Source organism: Roseibium sp. QJM3NY_11 (genome assembly GCF_056173175.1).
The window spans coordinates 885,001-909,280 of sequence record NZ_CM149660.1; the positions used below are offsets into that span (position 1 = coordinate 885,001).

The 24,280-nt window shown below is 60.3% G+C and carries 16 protein-coding genes, 1 tRNA gene, 2 rRNA genes and 2 pseudogenes (1 of these 21 cut by a window edge); 13 read left to right on the plus strand and 8 right to left on the minus strand.

Annotated features, from left to right (window positions below):
• From AC0VX3_RS04110 to AC0VX3_RS04135, 6 genes and pseudogenes are all read left to right on the plus strand, one after another.
• Window positions 1–2,693 (plus strand): 23S ribosomal RNA (locus tag AC0VX3_RS04110) (it extends 32 nt beyond the left edge of the window).
• Between the two features lie 444 nt (window positions 2,694–3,137).
• Window positions 3,138–3,252, plus strand: a 5S ribosomal RNA gene (gene rrf / locus AC0VX3_RS04115).
• A 52-nt stretch (window positions 3,253–3,304) separates the two neighbouring features.
• Window positions 3,305–3,381, plus strand: a tRNA-Met gene (locus tag AC0VX3_RS04120).
• 232 nt (window positions 3,382–3,613) lie between these two features.
• Window positions 3,614–3,996: pseudogene (locus AC0VX3_RS04125) on the plus strand (transposase); the annotation flags it as partial.
• Between the two features lie 63 nt (window positions 3,997–4,059).
• Window positions 4,060–5,249 (plus strand): IS3 family transposase gene (locus AC0VX3_RS04130; protein ID WP_475523657.1). Its coding sequence is split into 2 segments (ribosomal slippage): window positions 4,060–4,312 and window positions 4,312–5,249, totalling 1,191 coding nucleotides; the frame shifts between segments, so codons are not numbered across the junction.
• 1 nt (window position 5,250) lies between these two features.
• Window positions 5,251–6,036, plus strand: a pseudogene (locus AC0VX3_RS04135) (IS3 family transposase); the annotation flags it as partial.
• A 306-nt stretch (window positions 6,037–6,342) separates the two neighbouring features.
• On the opposite strand, the gene AC0VX3_RS04140 reads toward AC0VX3_RS04135, so the two are convergent.
• Genes AC0VX3_RS04140 through AC0VX3_RS04165 form a run of 6 tightly spaced genes read right to left on the minus strand, consistent with a single transcriptional unit; the run spans window position 6,343 to window position 12,616 of the window.
• A complete protein-coding gene (locus tag AC0VX3_RS04140) occupies window positions 6,343–7,092 on the minus strand; it encodes an alpha/beta fold hydrolase (RefSeq protein WP_475523658.1) in 750 nt (249 codons plus the stop codon).
• Entirely contained in the window at window positions 7,085–8,089 is a 1,005-nt protein-coding gene (locus AC0VX3_RS04145; RefSeq protein WP_475523659.1) for an ABC transporter ATP-binding protein, read from the minus strand. The genes AC0VX3_RS04140 and AC0VX3_RS04145 overlap by 8 nt, the downstream gene beginning before the upstream one ends.
• Window positions 8,086–9,120 (minus strand): ABC transporter ATP-binding protein, encoded by a 1,035-nt coding sequence (locus AC0VX3_RS04150; RefSeq protein ID WP_475523660.1) that lies wholly within the window; start codon window positions 9,118–9,120, stop codon window positions 8,086–8,088. The genes AC0VX3_RS04145 and AC0VX3_RS04150 overlap by 4 nt, the downstream gene beginning before the upstream one ends.
• Window position 9,121: 1 nt before the next feature.
• On the minus strand, window positions 9,122–10,039 hold the full coding sequence (locus AC0VX3_RS04155) for an ABC transporter permease (RefSeq protein ID WP_475523661.1): 918 nt from the start codon (window positions 10,037–10,039) through the stop codon (window positions 9,122–9,124).
• Between the two features lie 6 nt (window positions 10,040–10,045).
• A complete protein-coding gene (locus AC0VX3_RS04160; RefSeq protein WP_475523662.1) occupies window positions 10,046–10,987 on the minus strand; it encodes an ABC transporter permease in 942 nt (313 codons plus the stop codon).
• A 54-nt stretch (window positions 10,988–11,041) separates the two neighbouring features.
• Window positions 11,042–12,616: an ABC transporter substrate-binding protein gene (locus tag AC0VX3_RS04165; protein ID WP_475523663.1), complete on the minus strand. Its 1,575-nt coding sequence runs from the start codon at window positions 12,614–12,616 to the stop codon at window positions 11,042–11,044.
• 224 nt (window positions 12,617–12,840) lie between these two features.
• Here AC0VX3_RS04165 and AC0VX3_RS04170 point away from each other — a divergent pair, with 224 nt between their 5' ends.
• Both AC0VX3_RS04170 and AC0VX3_RS04175 read left to right on the plus strand, forming a co-directional pair.
• Entirely contained in the window at window positions 12,841–13,869 is a 1,029-nt protein-coding gene (locus AC0VX3_RS04170; protein WP_475523664.1) for a LacI family DNA-binding transcriptional regulator, read from the plus strand.
• Between the two features lie 296 nt (window positions 13,870–14,165).
• On the plus strand, window positions 14,166–14,885 hold the full coding sequence (locus AC0VX3_RS04175) for a GntR family transcriptional regulator (protein WP_475523665.1): 720 nt from the start codon (window positions 14,166–14,168) through the stop codon (window positions 14,883–14,885).
• Between the two features lie 21 nt (window positions 14,886–14,906).
• Here AC0VX3_RS04175 and AC0VX3_RS04180 read toward each other — a convergent pair whose 3' ends face one another.
• Window positions 14,907–15,326, minus strand: coding sequence for a nuclear transport factor 2 family protein (locus AC0VX3_RS04180; RefSeq protein WP_475523666.1), 420 nt, complete (start codon window positions 15,324–15,326; stop codon window positions 14,907–14,909).
• Between the two features lie 239 nt (window positions 15,327–15,565).
• On the opposite strand from AC0VX3_RS04180, the gene AC0VX3_RS04185 reads away from it, so the two are divergent.
• From AC0VX3_RS04185 to AC0VX3_RS04205, 5 genes are all read left to right on the plus strand, one after another.
• Entirely contained in the window at window positions 15,566–16,753 is a 1,188-nt protein-coding gene (locus AC0VX3_RS04185; RefSeq protein ID WP_475523667.1) for an ABC transporter substrate-binding protein, read from the plus strand.
• A 95-nt stretch (window positions 16,754–16,848) separates the two neighbouring features.
• Window positions 16,849–17,718, plus strand: coding sequence for a branched-chain amino acid ABC transporter permease (locus AC0VX3_RS04190; protein ID WP_342895694.1), 870 nt, complete (start codon window positions 16,849–16,851; stop codon window positions 17,716–17,718).
• Window positions 17,719–17,728: 10 nt separating this feature from the next.
• A complete protein-coding gene (locus tag AC0VX3_RS04195) occupies window positions 17,729–20,263 on the plus strand; it encodes a branched-chain amino acid ABC transporter ATP-binding protein/permease (RefSeq protein WP_475523668.1) in 2,535 nt (844 codons plus the stop codon).
• On the plus strand, window positions 20,260–21,519 hold the full coding sequence (locus AC0VX3_RS04200; protein WP_475523669.1) for an amidohydrolase family protein: 1,260 nt from the start codon (window positions 20,260–20,262) through the stop codon (window positions 21,517–21,519). Before AC0VX3_RS04195 ends, AC0VX3_RS04200 begins: the two co-directional genes overlap by 4 nt.
• Window positions 21,520–21,680: 161 nt before the next feature.
• Window positions 21,681–23,249, plus strand: a complete 1,569-nt coding sequence (locus AC0VX3_RS04205) for an amidohydrolase family protein (RefSeq protein ID WP_475523670.1) — start codon at window positions 21,681–21,683, stop codon at window positions 23,247–23,249.
• Here the strand turns inward: AC0VX3_RS04205 and AC0VX3_RS04210 are convergent.
• Window positions 23,224–24,153 carry a LysR family transcriptional regulator gene (locus tag AC0VX3_RS04210; RefSeq protein ID WP_342895671.1) on the minus strand — a complete coding sequence of 310 codons (930 nt, stop codon included), beginning with the start codon at window positions 24,151–24,153 and terminating at the stop codon, window positions 23,224–23,226. The two genes, AC0VX3_RS04205 and AC0VX3_RS04210, sit on opposite strands and share 26 nt — an antisense overlap.
• Window positions 24,154–24,280 lie beyond the last annotated feature (127 nt).

Below are 24,280 nucleotides of genomic sequence, written 5' to 3' on the forward strand. Positions count from 1 at the left end.
CTTGGCGACAAGAGGCGATGAAGGACGTGATACGCTGCGATAAGCGTCGGGGAGCTGCGAATAAGCTTTGATCCGGCGATTTCCGAATGGGGAAACCCACTCCGTATGGAGTACCCGCAAGGGAGCAAACCCGGGGAACTGAAACATCTAAGTACCCGGAGGAAAGGACATCAACCGAGACTCCGTTAGTAGTGGCGAGCGAACGCGGACCAGGCCAGTGGCTAAGATTTAAGAACCGGAACCGTCTGGAAAGTCGGGCCTTAGCGGGTGATAGCCCCGTACGGGTAGAAATTATCTTAGTCCTCGAGTAGGGCGGGACACGTGAAATCCTGTCTGAACGTGGGGGGACCACCCTCCAAGCCTAAGTACTCCTTGTCGACCGATAGCGAACAAGTACCGTGAGGGAAAGGTGAAAAGTACCCCGACGAGGGGAGTGAAACAGTTCCTGAAACCGGATGCCTACAAACAGTTGGAGGGCGCAAGCCTGACAGCGTACCTTTTGTATAATGGGTCAGCGACTTAATTTAACGAGCAAGCTTAAGCCGGTAGGTGTAGGCGCAGCGAAAGCGAGTCTTAATAGGGCGTTTTAGTTCGTTGGATTAGACCCGAAACCGAGTGATCTAGCCATGGCCAGGTTGAAGGTGCGGTAACACGCACTGGAGGACCGAACCCACGCCTGTTGAAAAAGTCGGGGATGAGCTGTGGCTAGGGGTGAAAGGCCAATCAAACTCGGAAATAGCTGGTTCTCCGCGAAATCTATTTAGGTAGAGCGTCGGATGAATACTCTCGGGGGTAGAGCACTGGATGGGCTATGGGGGCTTACCGCCTTACTGATCCTAACCAAACTCCGAATACCGAGAAGTACTATCCGGCAGACACACAGTGGGTGCTAACGTCCATTGTGGAGAGGGAAACAACCCTGACCGCCAGTTAAGGTCCCTAAGTTATGGCTAAGTGGGAAAGGATGTAGAACTCCCAAAACAACCAGGATGTTGGCTTAGAAGCAGCCATCATTTAAAGAAAGCGTAACAGCTCACTGGTCTAATCAAGGGGTTCCGCGCCGAAAATGTACCGGGGCTCAAGCCATACACCGAAACTGCGGGTGCATCCTTCGGGATGCGCGGTAGCGGAGCGTTCTGTAAGTCTGCGAAGGGGGACCCGCGAGGGCTCCTGGAGATATCAGAAGTGCGAATGCTGACATGAGTAACGATAAAGAGTGTGAGAGACACTCTCGCCGAAAGTCCAAGGGTTCCTGCGCAACGCTAATCGGCGCAGGGTTAGCCGGCCCCTAAGGCGAGGCCGAAAGGCGTAGTCGATGGGAATGCAGTTAATATTCTGCAGCTTGTGGGTAGTGACGGATGCCGTGTGTTGTATCTCCTTATTGGATTGGGGGTGCAGCGAAGGTGTTCCAGGAAATAGCTCCCACGTATAAACCGTACCCGAAACCGACACAGGTGGACTGGTAGAGCATACCAAGGCGCTTGAGAGAACTATGCTGAAGGAACTCGGCAAAATGCTCCCGTAAGTTCGCGAGAAGGGAGACCTCATGGTGGGCAACCACTGTGGGGTGGCACAGACCAGGGGGTGGCGACTGTTTATCAAAAACACAGGGCTCTGCGAAGTCGCAAGACGACGTATAGGGTCTGACGCCTGCCCGGTGCTGGAAGGTTAAGAGGAGGTGTGCAAGCACCGAATTGAAGCCCCAGTAAACGGCGGCCGTAACTATAACGGTCCTAAGGTAGCGAAATTCCTTGTCGGGTAAGTTCCGACCTGCACGAATGGCGTAACGACTTCCCCGCTGTCTCCAGCATAGACTCAGTGAAATTGAATTCCCCGTGAAGATGCGGGGTTCCTGCGGTCAGACGGAAAGACCCCGTGCACCTTTACTACAGCTTCACACTGGTATTCGTCACGACATGTGTAGGATAGGTGGTAGACGTTGAAGCCTTGGCGCCAGCTGAGGTGGAGTCACCCTTGAAATACCACCCTTGTCGTCATGGATATCTAACCGCGGTACAACCATATCCGGGACCGTGTGTGGCGGGTAGTTTGACTGGGGCGGTCGCCTCCCAAATGGTAACGGAGGCGCGCGAAGGTGGGCTCAGAGCGGTCGGAAATCGCTCGTTGAGTGCAATGGCATAAGCCTGCCTGACTGCGAGACTGACAAGTCGAGCAGAGACGAAAGTCGGCCATAGTGATCCGGTGGTCCCTCGTGGAAGGGCCATCGCTCAACGGATAAAAGGTACGCCGGGGATAACAGGCTGATGATGCCCAAGAGTCCATATCGACGGCATTGTTTGGCACCTCGATGTCGACTCATCACATCCTGGGGCTGGAGCAGGTCCCAAGGGTTTGGCTGTTCGCCAATTAAAGTGGTACGTGAGTTGGGTTCAGAACGTCGCGAGACAGTTCGGTCCCTATCTGCCGTGGGTGTAGGAGAATTGAGAGGATCTGTCCCTAGTACGAGAGGACCGGGATGGACGTACCTCTGGTGGACCTGTTGTGGCGCCAGCCGCATTGCAGGGTAGCTATGTACGGAAGGGATAACCGCTGAAAGCATCTAAGCGGGAAACCCACCTCAAAACCAGTTCTCCCTGAAGAGCCGTGGAAGACCACCACGTCGATAGGAAGCGTGTGGAAGTGCAGCAATGCATGGAGCTTAGCTTTACTAATAGCTCGTTCGGCTTGATCCTCTCATTAGTCAATGCTCATCTTGAAGGGTGCGCATCGTGCCAAACCTACGGTTTGGCCCATCCGGACCCTTCAATCTGATTGTTTGTTTTGTTCTCACGGACGTACCGGTCCTTAACGACCTGTCCTGGGAACCACGCGGCCTGACCGGCCGGCGGCCGCTTGGCCTTGCCTTCGCTGCGCTCGGAACAGTCGTTCCCTCGCAACGCCGGCAGTAAGCAGCCCGAAAACAGCCAATCACATCAAAATCATCGATAAGACCAGTTTGTTCTCAGCGCTTCACGCTCAAAACCCGCAAGGGAAAAGAGCCGAACCGATAGGTTCGCAAAGCGCGACCGCGCGTCGGCCACAATTGGCCGCGCCTGCGCAGGTTAGGGCCAAAGGCCCGCTCAACCGTGAGCACAAACAAACAGACCAGTTTTACCAAGCAAACTGCGCTTCGCCGGCCTGGTGGCCCCAGCGGGGAGCCCCCACCCGATCCCATCCCGAACTCGGCCGTGAAACTCCCCAGCGCCAATGGTACTGCATCTTAAGGTGTGGGAGAGTAGGTCGCCGCCAGGCCTGCAAAACGCAGTTTGACAAAAAAATCTCTTCAACAAAAATACCCAATTAACGCGGGATGGAGCAGTCCGGTAGCTCGTCAGGCTCATAACCTGAAGGTCGCAGGTTCAAATCCTGCTCCCGCAACCAAATAATAAAGCCGCCCACAAAGGGCGGCTTTTTTTTTGGTAACGAATACAGATTTTAACCTGGCCAGCAGCCCGCAAGAAGGGCAACCCCCGACGCAGGGGGACAAAAAAACACTCAAATCAACCTCCCGAAACCAGATAACAACCCCGTCAGAATAGCTGGCGGGGTTTGACCTGCTGCCGGTTTAGTGGACACCGAGTTAAGGTGTTTTCCATGAAACTGGAGCGATGGAATGCAACGAAGGAAGTTCAGCCGCGAATACAAGCTTGAGGCGGTGAAGTTGGTGCGGGAACGCGGGGTCAGTGTAGCGCAAGCAGCCCGCGATCTGGATGTCCATGAGAATGTGCTGCGCAAATGGGTCAAGGACTATGGCTCTGACCCGTCGCAAGCTTTTCCGGGTCACGGGCAGATGAAGCCGGAGCAGCTCGAAATCGCGAGACTGCGTAAGGAAGTCGCTAAGCTGAAGGCGGAGCGTGACATCCTAAAAAAGGCCGCCGCCTACTTTGCCAAGGACGTGATATGAAGTTCGCGTTCATTGCAAAGCACCGTTCTATCTGGCCGGTGGCATGGCTTTGCGAAGCGCTGGGTGTATCGCGTTCCGGCTTCCATGCCTGGTGACCTGCCACGGGATTTTTCCTCCATCGTTGATTAGAGTCCGATCCAACTTGAGGACGGACAATGAAACGAACGAGATTCACGGACGAGCAGATCATCGGCATTCTGGCGGAGCATGAGGCAGGTTCAAAGTGCGCCGATCTGTGCCGTAAGCACGGCATGTCTGAAGGCACTTTCTACAACTGGAAAGCCAAATTCGGCGGCATGACCGTGCCGGAAGCGAAGCGGCTTAAGGGGCTCGAGGACGAGAACGCGAAGTTGAAGAAACTTCTGGCCGAACAGATGCTCGATCTCGCCGCGATGAAGGAACTGGTTTCAAAAAAGTGGTGACGCCTGCTGGGAAGCGCGAGGCTGTCGCGCACCTGAAGGCACTCTGCGGGCTTTCAGAACGGCGGGCGTGCCGTATTGCAGGGGCGGATCGCAAGATGATCCGCTACCGGTCACGACGTGCGCCGGACACAGCGCTGCGTGGGCGTTTGCGTGAGCTGGCCAATGAACGTCGCCGGTTCGGTTACCGGCGGCTCTTCGTTCTGCTGCGCCGTGAGGGGGAACCCTCCGGGATCAATCGGATCTATCGGCTGTATCGCGAAGAAGGGCTGACGGTGCGCAAGCGGAAGGCCAGACGCAAGGCTGTCGGGACAAGGGCGCCGATCCTGGTCGAAGCTCGTGCGAACGCGCGGTGGTCTTTGGACTTCGTGCATGACCAGTTTGCCAAAGGCCAACGCTTCCGGGTGCTGAACGTGGTGGACAACGTCACTCGTGAATGCCTGGTAGCCATCCCGGACACTTCGATCTCCGGGCGCCGTGTTGCACGTGAGCTGACAGCCCTGATCGACCGTCGAGGAAAGCCCGGCATGATTGTCAGCGACAATGGCACGGAACTGACTTCGAACGCGATCCTGCGGTGGTGTTCCGAAAACCGCATTGAATGGCACTACATCGCACCAGGAAAACCTATGCAAAATGGCTTCGTGGAGAGTTTCAACGGTCGGATGCGGGACGAATTGCTCAACGAGACGATGTTCTTGAACCTGGCCCATGCCCGCGTGGTCATCGCCGCATGGCTGGCCGACTACAACACCGAGCGCCCGCATTCAGCTTTGGACTACCAGACCCCGGCTGACTATGCGCGGACCCTGGCGACTGCAAGCGCCCGCCCCGCTTCGAGAGATGAAAGCTCCGCGTATCGGGCGCTTGCTCAACCTGCGCCAACAGGCGTAAATTCCAACCGGGCTCTAGTCGCGGTTGGATGAAAGATCAGTGGCAGGTCACTGGCTCAATCGTTCTCCGAGTCAACATGCCCGATATGACGAGGTCTTGCTCGACAAGATCAAAGGCAGCTTCAAGGGCAGCGACCGTACCTACGGCGCCCGGCGTATCTGGCATGACCTCCTTGCCGAGGGACTTTCCTGTGGTCTGCATCGTGTCGAGCGGCTCATGCGCGTCAATGCAATGAGAGCAAGGCCGAGACGTCGAGGCTTGCCGAAGGATGGTGGTGAGCGCTCGCTCACTATGCCGAATATTCTGGATCGTCAGTTTGCGGCAGACAGACCGAACCAGAAGTGGGTGGCCGATTTTACCTATCTATGGACGGCTGAGGGCTGGCTCTATGTGGCCGCCGTCATCGACCTCTTCTCTCGCCGCGTCGTCGGCTGGTCAATGAACAACAGCATGACCTCCCAACTCGTAACCGACGCGCTGATCATGGCCATCTGGCGCAGAGGCAAGCCGGATGCGCTGTTGCATCATTCCGATCAGGGCAGCCAATACACCAGTGAGCAGTTCCAACGCCTCATGGCCGACCATGGCATCACCTGCTCAATGAGCCGGTCTGGAAATGTCTGGGATAACGCCGCGATGGAAAGCTTCTTCTCATCCCTGAAGACAGAAAGGACGGCACGCAAGATCTACAGAACCCGAGACCACGCCAGAGCGGACGTGTTCGACTACATCGAACGCTTCTACAATCCGAAGCGTCGACATTCGACGCTGGGTTATCTCAGCCCAATGGAATTTGAAAACAAGGTGGGATTAGCTTAACTCGGTGTCCGAAAAACCGGCAGTAGCTCAGTTTTTTGTTGCTCAACGGATGCCGGTCAGAACTGACGTGCGCCCCTTCAAGAAGGGAAAAACCCGGCGAAGAACCGCACAAAACAAATCCTGACAACGAAAACAAATCAAAAGCCCGAAGGGGAAACCAGTGGGCTTTCTGGCGCTCAAAAACAAAACGGAACAATGCGACGGGAAGATCGGGAACCTGACAGTCCAGGGAAACACTTTGCAGGTTATCAAGCAGATGCGAACAGGCGTCGTTGAGATATGTGGCGGACGACCGAGAGCGGCCGGTTACCACTGTGCCTCTTGCGCCAATCTCAATTGCGCATCGTCGTGGTTTTCGATTGCGCCAAGCCGGGCTGTCAGCTTCTCGGCGACCAGATCCGGATACTCTAGCGGCGGGCAATGGCCGCAATCAGGGATGATGTGAAGTTGGGAGTGTGGCACAAGAGCGTGCATCTCCCTGGAATGGCGGACGGATATGATCTGATCCTCCTCGCCGGCCAGTATTGTCAAGGGACAGGCACAAGCTGCGAGCGAAGGCCTGCTGTCAGGACGGGCCATGATTGCTCCGGTCTGAATTGCCAGCGCTTCGTACCCAAGCGTTTCAGAAGCCTGCACCATGGCTTCCAGCCTTTCCCGGTCATATTTTTCAGGATCGAAAAGACAGTTTTTCAGATTTACGGTCTGATAGTCTCTCAGTCCCTGGCGCCGTGCTCGATCCAGTGCTTCCTGGCGTCTGATGCGCGAGTTCGGGGTTTCCGGTGCGGCGGTCGTTGCAATCAACGTGAGACTGATCAGCCGTTCGGGCCACCTGCGCAAGATTTCGAATGCAATATAGCCGCCCATGGACCAGCCGGTCAGATGAAACCTGTCCGGCGACTGCCGTGCCACCGTCTCCGCCATTTCGGCTATGGAAGGCGAAAACTGATGCCCTCTGGGGACGATCAGGGGAAAATGCAGCCCAAGCCGCTCCATGAGCGGCAACCAGGAACTGGCATCGGACTGAAGACCGGGGACGAGAACGAGCGGTTCAGTCACTGTTGCTTCCTTCCATTCGGGCCGGCACCAGATGGCAGGCGGCCGAGTGTTCGATCGAGGAGGTTTGCTTCAGAGCCGGAATGACGGCGGCGCATTCGGAAACGGCTTTCGGACATCTGGTCCTGAAATGACAGCCGGCCGGCGGATTGAGAGGACTTGGCAACTCCCCCTTGACCTCAGGACGTCGCGTCCTGGCCTCCGGTCGGGGGTGCGGCAGGGCCTCGAGGAGCATTTTCGTGTAGGGATGTTGCGGAGATTCAAAAAGTTCCCTTGAAGGCCCAACCTCCACGATCCGCCCGAGATACATGACGGCGACACGATCCGAGACGTGGGAAACGACGGAAAGGTCGTGCGACACGAAGATCATGGACAGGCCCATACGGTCCTTGATGTCGAAGAGCAGGTTCAGGATTTGGGCCTGAATGGAGACATCCAGCGCTGACACCGGTTCATCTGCAACGATCACGTCCGGACTGCTGACAATCGCCCGGGCAATGCCCACTCTCTGGCACTGGCCGCCGGAGAGTTCATGCGGGAACCGGTCCAGGTGATGGAGGCTCAATCCAACCTGCAGTGCCAGATCGTCAACCAGGCCATCGGTATCACCTCCGGCCTGCGGCAGGAAGTTGCCAAGGGGCTCTGCAATAGACGCACGGACCGTCATGCGCGGGTTGAGCGAGGCGAGTGGATCCTGAAAGATCATCTGGATGCGCTTGCGCTCTTTCCGCAATTTCCCGCGGGACAACCTGTTCAGACAATGGCCTTCAAAGACAACGTCACCGCTGCTGGGCTGATCGAGTGCGACAAGCAGCCGGGCAAGCGTGGACTTGCCGCAGCCGCTTTCTCCGACCAGACCGAGTGTTTCGCCCCTGCGCAATTCAAGATCAATTCCGTCCAGAGCCCGGACCGTGTTTCGGGGTTTGCCCAACAGGGTGCGACCGACCGGAAACGACCGGCTTACCTGTCTGACTTCAATGAGAGGCGTTGCCGTGTTCATGCCCAGGCCTCGACGATCGGGTGGCTTTTCATGGAAACCGAAACCTGCTCGTGATTTCTGCACCGGGTGAAATGATGGCTTGCCACTTCGAGAGCCTCGGGTGGCGTCGCACGACATTCCGGAGAAGCGAAGGCGCATCTGTCGTGGAAGGCACAGCCAGGCATACGGTCGGTCAGCCGGGGAACGCTTCCGGGAATTTCCGTGAGCCGTTCATGCGCTTGCGACCCTTCCGAGGGCATGGATTTCAGCAACCCGGCGGTATACCCGTGGGTCGGGTTCCGGAAAATCTCGTGAACCGGGGCTTCCTCGACAATGCGTCCGGCATACATGACCGACACGCTGTCAGCGGCTGCCGCGACCACACCGAGATCATGGGTTATCAACACGACACTCATCCCGAGTTCGTCCCTCAGGTCCGAAATCAGATTGAGGATCTGCGCCTGAACGGTGACATCGAGTGCCGTGGTCGGTTCATCCGCGATCAGGAGCTCCGGATTGCAGGCAAGAGCCATGGCGATCATCACTCTCTGACGCATGCCACCTGAAAGTTCATGCGGATAGGCATCAAGACGGCTGCGGGGATCCGGAATACGCACCAGATCCATAAGGTCGAGCGCGCGTGCCCGCGCTTCGTTGCGGGACATCTTGAAGTGTTGCCGCAGACCTTCGCCAATCTGATATCCGACCGTATGGACCGGGGTCAGCGAGGTCATGGGGTCCTGAAAGATCATGCCTATGCGGCGGCCCCTTATGGACCTCAGGAGAGACGGACGCGCCGAACGCAGATCCGTATCCCCGAGGTGGATCGCGTCTGCTTCGATCGATGCCGATTTCAGGGGCAAGAGTCCCAGGATGGCCATCATGGTCACGCTCTTGCCGCAGCCACTCTCACCCACCAGCGCCCGGATCTCGCCTCTGCCGACCGATAGCGAGACCCCGTCCAGTGCCTGCAGTTTCCCCTCACCTTTGCCAAATGAGACCGAGAGGTTTCTGACGTTCAGAACCGGATCGGATTGCAAGGGATCGCCCATGTCACAGCCTCCTTGTCGATTTGCGTGGATCAAGAACATCCGACAGGCGGTCCCCCAGGACGTTGGTCACGAGAACCAGAAGGGACAGGAGGACCCCCGGGTAGGCCATCAGACTGGGATAGAACTGAAAATACTTGCGCGCATCGGCCATCATGCCGCCCCAGCTGGGGACATCCGGCGGTGTACCGACACCCAGGAAGGACAGGATGGCCGCCGCAATGATCGCCGATGCGGCCGCATAGGTCGCCTGGACGATCACCGGGGCAACCGTGTTCGGCAGCACATGACGGAAGACAAGAGGCAGCCCTCCGGTGCCGACGGAAATCGCCGCGTCCACATAGGGTTGCTCGCGAATGGACAGGACAACAGACCTCACAAGACGCACCATTCGCGGAATTTCCGGAATTGAAATCGCGATGATGACGGTCGTCAGGCCCGGTTGAAGAAGGGCAGCCAGCGCGATTGCCAGAAGGACGGCGGGAATGGCCATCATCGCATCGACGATACGCATGACGATGGTGCCGCCGATCTTGGTCAGGCCGGCCAGAACGCCAAGGGTCACGCCCGGTATCACCGCAATGACGGCAACCGAGAAACCGATGATGAGCGATATTCTCGTCCCGAAAACGGCGCGGGAAAAGACATCCCGACCCAGATGATCCCTGCCCCACCAGGCATCGGGCGAAGGTGGTTTCAACCGCAGGGCCGGGTTTATGGCCATCGGGTCACCGGCAATCAGGGGCGCAAAAGCTGCGACCAGAACGAACCCGCCGAGAACCGTCAGGCAAACAATCGTCCATGGCTCTTTCATGGCGACAAGAAGCGCTTCGAGGATCGGTCGCCTGATCACTCTCCGGGCGGCACGGCTTGCGTCTTCTTGAAGGGACGTTCCACCTGGAACGAAGGGCTGGTCAGTCATCAACGCTCAGCCTTTCACACGGGGGTCGATCAGAGCGTAGCTCAGATCGACCAGCAGGTTGATCAGGATCAGCGACGCGGAAAAGAACAGGATCACACCCTGAATGACCGGGTAGTCGCGCTGCGTGATTGCATCAACGGTCAGCCGTCCAATTCCCGGAATATTGAAGACACTTTCTGTGACGACGACGCCGCCGATCAGGGTGGCGAAGCCGATGCCCACCACGGTCACCACCGGAACACCAACGGATTTCAGGGCGTGAACAAACAGGATGCGCGGTGCAGACAAGCCCTTGGCGCGCGCTGTGCGGATATAGTTTTCACCAAGCGCGTCCAGCACGGAGGCGCGCGTTACCCTTGCGATGAGTGCGGAGAAAACAAGTGCCAGCGAAACTGCGGGCAAGGTCACGGAATGAAGCGTTGTCAGCAGGCCGTTTGACAAGGGTTTGTACCCCTGCACCGGGAAAATGCGCCATTCAACGGCAAACAGGTAGACAAGCACATAGGCGATGACAAAAACCGGAACGGAAAATCCGATCACCGCAAATGCCATGCAAAGCCGGTCGACAATGCTGTTGGCCTTCCATGCCGCGACGGCGCCGAGCGGTATGGAGATCAGCACGGTCAGCACGAGCGTGGTCAGGCTCAGCACAAGCGTCGGCTCCACCCGTTGTGCAATCAGCCAGGTGACGGGTTTGCCGGAATAGATCGAGGCGCCGAGATCAAGCCTCAGGGCGTCGGAGAACCAGATCGAGAACTGCTGCCAGAGAGGCAGGTCGAGATTCAGCCGGGCACGGATCTCGTTCACCTGCGAAGGCGTGGCATTGTCACCTGCCAGCAGGACGGCAGGATCGCCAGGTGTCAGATGAATCAGTGAGTAGATGAAGATCGAGACCAGCAGCAGCGTCGGGATGCCTGCGATCAGTCTGGTGGCACAATAACGAAGCATGTTTCTCCCCCAGCGCTCCGGTGGTGCTGCCGCCTGAACGGCGGCAGCACTGTCTCAGTTGACCCGGTGCACGTTCCAGAAGAAAGGCACAGGCCCGTCGATGTAACCTTTCAGATCGGACGCAATGCCGATGGAAGGGAAGGCCTGTCCGACCGGCACGTAACTGACGAGATCATGGGTGACCTCCTGCATGCGCGCCGCCAGCTTCCGGCGCTCTTCGTCCGTGGGTGCGTTTGCAAATTCCCGACGAAGCTTCTGCAGTTCTTCAGAGCAGGCCCAGCCGAACCAGGCGTCACCGCAATCACCCGAGACATAGACGTTTGTCATCGGGTTTGACTGATCGACAAAGCCCCAGCCGGTGAAGAACAGGTTCCAGCCACCGTCGGCGACAGGTTCCTTGGACGCCCGTCGTGTTGCAACGGTCGCCCAGTCCGCGGGTTGCACCTCGACATTGAAGCCTGCTTCTTCGAGCATCGGTTTCAGCACGGAATAGTAGATGTCGTGGGTCGAGATATCGGTGACATGCATCAGAAGAACCGGCGTGCCGTCATAGCCGGCCTCTTCGAGCAACGCCTTTGTCTTGTCCGGGTCACGTTGCAGCACTCTATCCGTGTTGACGTCGCTTGCATAAGGCGTGTCACAGAAGAAGACGGCAGCGCATTCCAGGTAGCGGTCCGTCGCATCGCCATAGGCAGCCTGCAGGAACGGCGTCTGCTCGATGGCCCATTGCAGCGCCTGACGCACCTTCGGGTTGTCGAATGGCGGGTTCAGGTGATTGACCACCAGTTGCATGGAGTTGCCGGATTGACGGGCAGCGACTGTCTTTGCGGTTTCCACACCGTCAAAGAACATGAGCATGTCCGCCGGCACTTCCTCGATCCAGTCGACCTCGCCGGCGATCAGAGCATTGATGGCTGTCGCGGTATCGGGAATGTACTGGAGTTCGACACGGTCGAAATGGGCGACCTTGCCTCCTGCTGCCATGCTGGCAGGTTCGTCACGTGGAACGTAATCTTCAAATTTTTCAAGAACCACGATGGAACCGGGCACCCATTCATCCGGCAACAAGCGGTAAGGACCCGAGCCCATCGGCACTTCGATGGGCTCCGACGCCGGTCTGGCCGCCATTTCGGCAGGCATGATAACCGGAACGTTGGAGGAAATCTTGCCAAGCGCGTCCAGAACGAGACCCCACGGCTCGTTCAGGGTCAGAACGAGGGTGCTGTCGTCCGTGGCCTCGATGGTCTCCATCTTGCCGAAAAGAATACGGCCAAGGCCGTCGACGCTTCCCCATCGCTTGATCGAGGCAACCGCATCCTGCGCGGTCACGTCACTGCCATCGTGAAACTTGAGGCCGTCGCGCAGGGTGATCGTGTAGGTCAGGCCATCATCCGACACGGACGCGCCTTCGGCCATTTGCGGCTGAACCGTGTAGTTCTCATCAAGCGCGAACAGCGTGTCGTACATCAGATACGCTGCATTGCGGATCGTGAAATTCGTGGTGGCTATGGGATCGAGCGTATTTACGTCTCCATTGAGCCGGAGCCGCAGAACTTCTTCCGATGACGCTTGTGTCGCTACCGACAGCAGCAATGCAGCTGCAAGCGCGCGAGCCGTATGACGCAACATTGTGAGTGTCCTCCCTGGATCGTGTCCAAATCGTTTCGTGTGAGGGTTACCGCCAATTCTGGCGCTTTTTCTCCACCCAAAAATGCCTTACACGAAACGATACGCACAATAACCTCATGAAATCAGTTCTTTCAACCCCATGTTTTGTGTGCTCTTGAATTTTTTCAATTTTTACGAAATTGTAGCGCACGAAACGTTTCGTGAATCTGGAGAGCAAGCGCCTCATGGCGACAATACGCGATGTAGCCCGACTGGCGAATGTATCCCCGACGACCGTATCGGCGACCCTGAGCGGAAAGGCGCCTGTCAGCGAAGAGTTGAAGAAACGGGTCTGGGAAGCAGTCGAAAAGGCGAGCTACCGGCCAGACCCGCTTGCACAGAACCTGCGCCGCGGCTCCACCATGACCATCGGGTTCATTGCGCCCGATATTGCCACGCCCTGGGCCTCACATCTCGCAAAGGCCGTGCAGAAATCCCTGGCCGAGCGGGGTTACAACATGCTTCTGGCCTCCAGCGAGGATGACCCGGAGCGTGAATTGCGCGATATCGCGCTCATGCTTGACCACCGCGTTGCCGGATTGATCGTTGCCCCGACCAGTCTTGGAGACGGCTATGCGGAGAACCTGGCAAAAGCCGTCACGTGTCCTGCCGTCCTGGTCGACCGCGTCGTGGCGCCGGAGAAATTCGACATCGTTGCCGACGACAATGAACTCGGCGGCACGCTGGTGGCCGATTATTTGCTGCGTCTCGGCCACAGGGACATTGCATTTCTGGTTGGCCGGCCCGGTATTTCCGCATCTTTCGAGAGGTTTGAAGCCGTAAAGGCCGCGCTGGAGAAGGCGGGGGCAGCGCTTTCGGAAAACCTCGTCAGACATGCGATCTTCACCGTGGAAGGGGCCTACACCGCGGTCCAGGAGCTCATGGCTCAGCCACACAGACCAACGGCGCTTATCTGCATTTCAAATCCGCAGATACAAGGCGCCATGGCCGGGCTCACCAACATGGGACTGAAGGTGCCGGATGACGTGTCGGTGATCGGATTTGACGGCTTCAACCCACCGGAGGGCTGGTCTCCGGTCATAACCTGCCTGGTTCAGGACACTCAGACATTGAGTGAACTTTCGGTCGATAAATTGCTTGGCCGCATTGCCAAGGATGACGCGGACAGCCCCGGGATCACAAGGGTAAGACCGCGTTTGCGCGTTGGTACCTCGTGCCGCAGCATCAGTGGGCCAGACCGACAGGCATCTTGAGGGCATCGCCGGTTTGCTGGCATCAAAGCGGCAGAGCGCTTGGTCCCGTCGCAGACTTTCCTCAGGTTTACGCGGCCTGAAGACTTCGGCGCCGCGAAAGTGCCCCGATCTGGCGGAGGTGCAGACCTGAGTCCTGGCGCCGTCAGCACCAGCCCTGTCGGCTGGGTCCGGCACCGATGGTACTTTCTTCTCCCGGAAATGCTGTTGTCGATCAGAGTGCTGGTCTATGCTTGCTGCCTGGCCTGAAACACTCCCCGTGCTTTTGGTGCCCGGTTGACGCCTGAAGGCACGCTTTAATGAGTCCGTATTCCAGACCCGCACCCTCCATGAACCGATCCGAACAAATTTGCGCAGCCTTGCGTACCGCAATTCTCGAACGCGCCCTGCTGCCGGGCATGAAACTGCCCGAGGACGCATTGGGTGAACGTTTCGGCGCGAGCCGGACGATCGTGCGGCAGGCGCTTGAACGCCTTGACGCCGAAGGGCTGGTGGAACTCAGGCGGAACCGCGGAGCGGTCGTCGCGACGCCGAGCCTGGAAGAGGCCCGGGATCTCTTCGACCTGAGAGGCCAGATCGAGGACCTGGTGATCAGCCGTCTGATCAGGAATTTCTCGAAAGGCCATCTCGAGCGTCTCAATGCCCATCTGCAGAAGGAAATCGATGCGGAGACAGGCCCCGAACCGGTGTCCATCCGGCTGGCAACGGAATTTCACATCCTGCTCGCACAGTTGACTGAGAGCCCGGTGCTGATCCGCTATGTCGAGGAGATCGGGTATCGTTGCGGCCTGACGCTCGCCCTTTATTCGCGGCCCCATTCCACCGATTGCGGCATCCAGGAACACCGGGAGGTCATCGAGGCGTTGTCGACGGGCGACGAGGCGCGCGCCCGCGACCTGATGAGACATCATCTCGGCGCTGTTGCCGACCGCGCCCTGATCAAGCCGGAGACCGAAGGCGCGCCGCTTTACCTTGATGCTCTGGAACCCTACGTCCGTGCCGCCCGCGAGGATGGCTGACCGCAGCCGGATCCTGCCACGTCAGGCCTCGATGCCCATCCGGGTCAGGATCCGCTCGGCGCTGTCGTTCCAGACATCCATCCTGGCGATCTTGCCGTCTTCCACTTCGAAGCGGTCGATATAGCGGTTGCCTTCGAAGGGCGCGCCGTCCGGCCATTCGCCGTAAAGCGTGCCGACCGAATAGACCACGGTGCGCTCGCCGGCCGTGGCAACATCGAACGTGTCCATCTTCTTCTTCACCCACTTGTAGCGGCCCGCATTGAAGGCCGTCGGACCGGAGGGGTGGTCGAAGACCCGACCGCCGGTGAAGGTGATGACGACGGTGTCGGCAACGAAGGTTGCCGCCAGTTCCGGATCCGGCTTCATCGACGCGTCCAGATAAGCCTGCACGATCCGGGCTTCCTCCGGCATTTCCAGGGACGGCTGCTCTTCGGTGCTCATGGGAGTGTCTCGCTGACTGATTGGCCTGAGCACAAGGATAATGAGGGAGGGGCATCTTTGCATGCAAATTTTGTATGCAAAAATTGCATGCAATTTAGGCGGCGCTGCGCCTGATAAATCCGGCTTTGCCCGTTTTTGTTGGTTAAGTCCTTGAAAAATATGAGAACTGCGATTCTGGCATCACTATTGCTGAGACAGGGCGTTCGGACGTGAGGTTCGGACGACCAGAGGAGTCAGTTATGAAGTCAGCACAGTTTCTTCCGAAGGTGACCCGCCGCGTCCTGATGTCCGGTGTTGTCGGTCTCGCCGTCGCGACCAGTCTGCCCGCTTTCGCCGCCGAAACGATCAAGATCGGTCTTGTTGCCGCCCTGAGCGGACAGTCCGCGAAATCGGGCCAGGCGATCACGCGCGGCCTCACCATCGCCATCGACGAGATCAACGAACAGGGAGGCGTGCTCGGCAAGCCGCTCGAACTGGTCAGCCGTGACGACGAGAGCAACCCGGGCAAGGGCCTGGTCGCGGCGCGCGAACTGGTTCAGCGCGAAGGCGTTGCCGCGTTGATCGGCGGGCTGGACACGCCGGTGTCCTTTGCCATCGTTCCCTTCGCCAACCAGGCCAAAATGCCATTCGTCGGCCCCTGGGCGGCCGGAACGGGCATCACCAAGAACGGCGCGGAGGAAAACTACATCTTCCGGGTCTCGGCGGTTGATGAATATGTCGACGAGGCCATTACGGAATACCTGGTTTCCAATTACGGCTCCAAGAAGCCGGGCATGATCCTGATCAACAATCCCTGGGGCGAATCCAACGAAAAGGGCCTGACCAAGGCGCTTGAGAAGCGCGGCATGGACCATGCCGGCATCGAGAAGTTCGAGAGCAACAACGTCGATGTCGTGCCCCAGCTCACCAGGCTCAAGGAGAACGGCGCCGACGGCCTGTTCGTGGTGGCAAATGTCGCGCCAACGGCCCAGGTGGTGAAATCCCTCGATCGGATGGGCTGGGATGTGCCGATGGCCTCGCATTGGGGACCGGCCGGCGGCCGCTTCACCGAACTGGCCGGCAAGAGCGGCGAGAAGCTGCATTTCATCCAGACCTATCTTTTCACCGAAGGCGATGCCAAGGGCGAGGCGATGTTCGCCAAGCTTCAGGAGACCTTCCCGGAGATCGAAACCATGGCTGACGTGACGCCGGCCACCGGGATCGCCAATGCCTATGACTCGATGCTGCTGCTCGCGGCCGCCATCGAGAAGGCCGGTTCCACGGACGGTCCCGCGATCCGCCAGGCGATGTACGAGATCGAGAACATCGAGGGCCTGATCAAGACCTATGCCGACCCGTTCTCGCCGGAAGATCAGGACGCCATCGCGCCGGAGGACTACGTCTTCGCGCATTTCGTCGAGGGCGAGATCATCCCGATCGAGGACTGACATCAATTCGATCACCGCCTCCCGCACTCCGTGTGCGGGAGGCTCTGTTTCCGGGCCTGACGGGGCCGCAAAAGACTTGGATACGTGCCATGACACTGATGATCGCAGCCCTGGTGACCGGTATCGGCCTCGGCAGCATGTATGGCCTGATCGCGCTCGGCTTCCAGATCACCTATTCCGTTTCGTCCACCGTGAATTTCGCGCAAGGAAGCGTGGTGATGCTGGGCGCCGTTCTGGGCTACGTGTTTTCCGAAAGGCTCGGTCTGGCCTGGTGGCTGGCCTATCCGCTGGCGATCCTGTGCTGCGGTCTCTTCGGCATGCTGGTGGAGGCCCTTCTGGTGCGGCCTTTCGCATCGCGCGGATCGGAGGCCTGGCTGATGGCAACCGTCGCCGGCGGCATCTTTCTGGACAATGCGGTCCTGTTTTCATTCGGCAACGAGCCGCGGTCCCTGTCGTCGCCGCTCGTCGAGACCACCTGGCAATTTGCCGGTACGGGCCTCTATCCCCAGCAACTGCTCATTCCCGTGGCCGCCGTCGGCGTCGCACTGGCCTTGCATGTCCTCTTCCGCAAGACCCTGCAGGGACGCGCGCTCCTGGCCGTCGTCCAGAACACGCAGGCCGCGCGGCTGATGGGTATCAACTGTTCGCTGATGATTTCCGGCTCCTTCGCGATTTCCGCAATGCTGGCCGGATGCGCGGGCCTGCTGATCGCACCGCTGTTTTCTGTCCATTCCGACATGGGAACCCTCTTCGGACTGAAGGCTTTCGCGGTTGCCATCCTGGGCGGCATGACGTCGGCCTCCGGCGTCATTCTGGCCGGTTTTCTCTATGGTCTCACCGAAGCTCTGGTCACCGCCTATCTGGGCTCCTCGTCGACCCATATCGTAGTCTTTGCCCTTGTGATCCTGGCGCTGACGATGAAACCGGATGGCCTGTTCGGCCGGCCGGCTGTCAAGAAAGTCTGAGGAAGCGCCGATGTCATTTTCAGGCAAACGTCTTGGGCTGGACCTTGTGATCCTGGCCGCAACGCTGGCGGGGATCGGCTCGGTGCTGGCAACCGGCGGATACACCCAGTTCGTGATCGGGCTTGTCGCTCTGACCACCATTCTGGGGGCGGGTCTCAATGTGCTCTACGGCCTCACGGGCCTGGTGTCGCTCGGCCAGGTCGGCTTTTTTGCCATCGGAGCCTATGCTTGCGGCATCGCCACGCTGTCCGGGATGTCCTTCTGGCTGGCCCTGCCGCTGTCCGCCGTCACGGCCGGTATCGCGGGCGGCTTGCTGGCCGTGCCTGCCGTGCGCATGGCCGGGCCGTTCCTGGCGATGGTCACGATCGCCTTTGCCTTCATTGTGGAGCATGGCGCGGTCGAGTGGCGCACGCTGACGGGTGGTCAGAACGGCCTGATGGGCTTTCCCATGCCCGCAATCGGCGGCCATGTCTTTTCCGAGCGCGACCTTGTCCTGCTGGCCGTTGGCCTGGCGGGGTTTGCGCTTTACCTGTTCCGGCGTCTGGCCGACAGCGGCTGGGGCATGGCCATGACCGGCATGCGCGACGCGGAGATCGCCGCGTCCTCCCTCGGCTACCGGCCGTTCGCGGTCAAGTCAGCGGCCTTCGTGATCGCGGCGGCCATGGCCGGTCTGGCCGGCGGGGTGTTCACGCCGCTGATGATGTTCATCGCGCCCAGCAATTTTCCGTTCTCGCAATCGATCCTGTTTCTGTTCGCGATCCTGATCGGAGGCTCCGGCACAGTGCTCGGTCCGCTCGCGGGCGCGCTGGTGACCGTGCTCCTGCCGGAATTCCTGTCCGGACTGGCCGAATACCGTCTGCTGTTCTTCGGCGGGCTGCTGATCGGGGTGCTGCTCCTGGCACCGCGCGGCATCGTCGGGACCGTCTCCGCCTTGCTTCCGTCCCGCAGCCGGACCATCGTCACGGCAAAGACGGAGACCGTTGAAGAGGCGCTGCGCAAGACAGGCGCCGGGTCCATTGTGGAGATCGAGAACCTCGGCATTTCCTTCGGCGGCGTCCGGGCGGTCAATGGGGTCTCGCTGTCGATTGCGGCTGGTGAGGTGACCTCGATCATCGGTCCGAACGGCGCCGGCAAGACGACCATACTCAACATGGTCAGCGGATTTTATGCGCCCTCCGACGGGCGGATCCTGCTGGGCGGCAGGAACCTGGCGGGCGCCCCCGCCCACACGGTGGCGCGGGCGGGGATCGCTCGCACCTACCAGACGACAAAGCTGTTCGAGAACCTGTCTGTCGTCGCTAATGTCGTCTCCGGTCTTTCCAGAGGCGCGCTCGGCAATCCCTGGAAGGATGTCCAGTCGCCTGCGAACCTGGAACTGGCAGCGGGCCTGTTGCGCTTCTGCGGCTATATGGGAGAGCTGGAAAAGCGCGCCGGGGACCTGCCGCATGTCGACCGGCGCCTCGTCGAAATCGCGCGAGCCCTGGCGACGCGGCCGGAGATATTGCTGCTGGACGAACCCGCCGCAGGCCTGATGCGCGCGGACAAGGAGGCCGTTGCCGGTCTCCTGCGCCGGATCGCCGGTCTCGGCCTTGCGGTGGTTCTCGTCGAGCACGACATGGATCTGGTGATGGGCATCTCCGACAGGATCCTGGCGGTGGACGCCGGCACGCCGATCGCCTTCGGCACGCCGGCGGAAATCCAGGCCGACGAGACCGTCATCGCCGCTTATCTGGGAGACGGGTCCTCTTCGGCGCATCCGCGCTCGGTACCGCTGGAGACGGTGGAGACACCCGTCCTGTCGACCCTCAAGCTGACAGCGGGCTATGGCGCGGCGCCGGTGCTGACGGATGTTTCCGTGAAGGTGCGGCCCGGGGAGATGGTTGCGCTTCTCGGGGCGAACGGTGCCGGCAAGTCCACGTTCCTGTCGGCGCTTTCCGGGCTGCACCGGCCGGTCGGCGGCCGGATCATCCTGAACGACGCCGCGGTTCATGACCTGGCGCCCCATGACCTGGTCGAACGCGGGCTTGTGCTGGTGCCCGAGGGGCGCCAGGTGTTTCCGGAGCTGACGGTTCTGGAGAATATCGAGCTGGGTGCCTACAAGCGGCGCAAGGAAATGTCAGCGGCCGAAATAGCCAGCCACCTGGACCGGTTTCCGCGGCTGAAGGAGCGGCTGTCCAGCCGTGCCGGGCTGCTGTCGGGCGGCGAGCAGCAGATGATGGTGATTGCCCGTGGGCTCATGGCCCGTCCGGAAATCCTGCTTTTGGACGAGCCGTCCCTGGGACTGGCCCCGGCCATGGTCAACGAGCTCTATGCCATCCTCGGTGAGTTGCGCGACGAAGGCACGACCATTCTTCTGGTCGACCAGATGGCAACCATGGCGCTGTCGGTCGCCGACTACGCCTATGTGCTCGAACAGGGCAGGGTGGTTGTCGAAGGGCCGGCGGGCGAGCTGGCCGCCGACCCGCGTCTGATGGCCGCCTACCTGGGCGGCGGCGAACCGGGTGACACGGTGCCGGATGACACGGTGAAGGAGGCCATGGCATGAGGGATTGCGTCATTCGCGATGTCAGGCTTTCAGGTCACCCCTCCCACGTGGATCTTCTTGTCAGCAACGGACTGATCGCGGCGATCGCCCCCCGCATCGCGACGGATGCCCGCCAGGTTCCGGGCAACGGCGCCCTGCTGACGCCCGGTTTCGTCGAAAGCCATATCCATCTCGACAAGGCCTGCATCCTGGACCGCTGCCACAATGAAACCGGCACCCTGGAGGGCGCGATCGCCTCGGTCGGAGCCGCCAAGAAGGGCTTTACGGGAGAGGATGTCTACGCGCGTGGCGCGGCGGTTCTGCGCAAGGCCGTCGTCCAGGGCACCAACGCCATGCGCACCCATGTCGAGATCGACCCCGGCATCGGCCTGACCGGTTTCGACGCCGTCCTGCGGCTGAAGAAGGATTTCGCCTGGGCTCTCGAGCTGCAGATCTGTGTCTTTCCACAGGAGGGCCTGACCAACAATCCGGGAACAGCGGAGTTGCTGGAGGAAGCGCTTTGCACAGGGGCCGATGTGCTCGGCGGCTGTCCCTACACGGACACCGATCCGAACGCCCAGATCCGGATCCTGTTCGAGATGGCGGCCCGTTTCAACGTCGACCTGGATTTTCACCTGGATTTCGATCTCGATCCGGGCTGGCGGCATCTGGACGAGATCGCGCGGCAGACGGTGGCCTTCAACTGGCAGCGCAGGGTCGCCATCGGTCATGTCACGAAGTTGTCGGCCCTGCGGCCGCGCCAGCTCGCGGAGACGGTGGCGCTGGTGAAGGATGCGGGCATCGCCCTGACGGTGCTGCCGGCAACGGATCTCTTTCTGATGGGACGGGATCACGATCATCTCGTGCCGCGCGGCGTTGCGCCGGCGCATGTCTTTCATGCCGCCGGGGCCTGCTGCACGGTCGCGACCAACAATGTGCTCAACCCGTTCACGCCTTATGGCGACTGCTCGCTGACCAGAATGGCCAATCTGTTCGCCAATGTGCACCAGCTGAGCACGCCGCGCGAACTGGAGGCCTGTTTCGACATGATCACGGCCGCGCCCGGGCGACTGATCAACCGGAGTCGGGTCCTGGCGGTCGGAGAAGAGGCGACATTCGTCGCCGTGCCCGCCGAAACCGGGGCCCAGGCGATCGCGGAGATCGCGCGGCCGGTCTGGGGCATGAAGCGGGGACGGATGAGCTTCGAACAACCGGCGGCACGATTGTTGGCGCCAGACGTGGTTCGAGCCCTCGGGGGCGCGACGGAGATTGCCTGAGGACAGTGATTCAGGAAAAGAAACGCGGGTCTCGAGGCTGTGCCGCGCAGACCTTCGCGCCACAGCCGGCACAGTGGTCGAGAGTTGTGGTTGACACCGCGGCAGGCAGGCGCGGGTACTGATTTCGCCTGCAGGAACGCTTGAACGTCGGGTACGAGAACATGAGCGAAACTGCGACCAGTCGGGAATTCCTGATCCGGTCCCGCGCCACGATCACCGGCGTCGATGCGGACCTCGACGGCGAAGTGGTCGAAGGGGCGGCCATTCATGTCCGCGACGGCCTGATTGCGGCGGTGAAGCCGTTCGGCGAGCTGTGGGCCGAATACCCGGATCTTCCTGTCGAGGGCGGTCCCGGTGCGATCGCTTTTCCAGGCCTCGTCAACGGCCATCATCATTCTGGGCTGACGCCGTTCCAGCTCGGCGTGCCCTACGGACCGCTGGAACTCTGGCTGCCGCAGTTCCGGGGCATGCGCCATGTCGGGCACAGGCTCGACACGCTTTACTCGGCGATCGAGATGCTGGAATCCGGGACCACAACGGTCCAGCACATCCACCCCGGCCTGACCGGCGGCCCGGACACCTGGACGGACCTGTCGGACAAGGTCATCGGCGCCTATCGCGACATCGGCATGCGGGTGTCCTTCTCCTTCATGATCCGGGACCGCAACCAGCTCGTCCACGAAGACGACGCCCCCTTTCTGTCCCGGCTGCCGGAGGACGAGGCGACCTACTGGCGGCCGAAGCTTGCGGCGGGCAAGGCGCCGATCAGCTCCTACATGGACTGGTTCGAGGCTCAAAAATCCGTCTGGGCGGGAACGGATCCGGACGGGGTCTGCTGGCAGCTCGCGCCGGCCAACCTGCACTGGTGCACCGATGACTGCCTGACCGCGATCTTCGACACCGCGCGGCGCACCGGGTCCGGGATCCACATGCACCTCGTGGAAACCCGGCTGCAGGCGGAATACGCCCGCCGGACCTACGGCAAATCGGCGATCCGTCATCTCGCGGATCTCGGCTGCCTGAGCAACGATCTCACCCTTGGCCACGGCATCTGGGCCGACGAGGCCGACCTGGACCTCGTTCACGACTGCGGTTGCGCGATCTGTCACAACGCCAGTTCCGGCCTGCGTCTCGCCAGCGGCGTTGCGCCGGTCAATGACATGCTGAAGAGGGGCATACCTGTGTGCCTCGGCATCGACCAGGCAGGGATCAACGACGACCGCGACATGCTGCAGGAGATGCGGCTGGCCTGGGCGCTGCACCGGGAGCCGGGGCTGACCACCTTCCGGCCGTCCGCCGGACATGTTTTCAGGATGGCGACCGAGCACGGCGCGGCAACCACCGGGTTCGCAGGCCGGATCGGGCGTCTCGAGATCGGCAAGGCCGCCGATGTGGTGCTGGTTGACTGGAACGACATCGCCCGGCCCTTCATCGACCGCGGCGTGCCGCTGGTTGACGCGCTGCTGCAGCGCAGCCGGCAGATGGCAGCGGACACTGTTTTTGTCGGTGGCCGAAAGGTCGTTTCCGGCGGCCGGGTGATCTCGATCGACCGGGACGCGGTCTTCGAGGAGATCGGTGCAATTCTGTCTGCGCCGCTCTCCGCTCCGCAAGCCGAGGCGCGGGAGCGGACCGCAAGCCTGGTTGGGCACATGGCGCGCTGGTTCGATGGGCATTACCCGGAAGACACCCGGTGTGCCTACCGCTTCAATGAGATCGCCGGGCCAGCCTGATCAGTTCGTTCGGCAAGCTGTTGAGAGCCGCGGCCAACTGGTTTGCGAACCGGGCCGAGGCAACCGACAGCGTCCGCCCGCGCATCTGCATCAGTGTCAGGTTGCCATAGGGAACGTCTTCCCTTGCAAGCGGGCGGAAGGTGAGCCTGTCGTCTCCGAAAATGTTGAGCCCGATGGGGAACTGGAAGCCGACAGCCGCTTCCTGCTGCACGTAGTGGCGCATGAACTCGAAGGAATCGGCTTCGGCGATCGGTTCCATCTTCTGGCTCATGTTCGCAACGGCCAGGTCGAGCAGGTAGCGGATGCCGATCCGTTTCGGCGGCACCACATGCGGATGCCCGAGACAGTCCCTGAGGCGAAGCCTTTCCTTCGCCGCCAGGGGATGGTCCCTGGCCATGACCGCATAGACGGGCTGTTCAACCGACAGGAGCACATCGAAGTCACCGAGATGGGCCGGTTCGAAGACAAGGGCCAGATCGCTCTCGAAGGCGCGCAGGTCTTGTTCCGCCGCATCCCGGTCGCGCACGTGAACCGAAAAGGAAACGCCGGGATGCTCGGCCCGGTAGGCGGCGATCTGGGCCGGCATGAAATAGGGCTGGATCGCCTGGGAACAGGCAATGCTGACATGGCCCCGGCGAAGGCCGGACAGATCCGCTACCTGGCTGCGAACCCTGTCCATGTCGGCCACCTGCCTGCGGATATGCTGGATCAGCAGTTCGCCCGCCGGATTGAGGCGGACGCCGCCGTGCAGGCGTTCGAAGATCGGAGCGCCGAATTCCTCTTCAAAGCCGAGAATGCGCCGGTTCAGGGCGGAGGAGGTGATGTTCATGTCTTCGGCGGCCTTGCGGATGGACCCGGCCTTGGTGACCGCGTCGATCAGCTTGAGCGTTTGAAGGTGCTTCATATTCAATGCCTTGCCTTTTGCGCTGCAAATTACGAAGCACAAGAGTGCAATAATAGCAATAGAAGTACGCACCAAAGGCGCGCATCCTGAGTTCAACGGAAAGGACGTTCCTCCCCCTTTCCTTCCA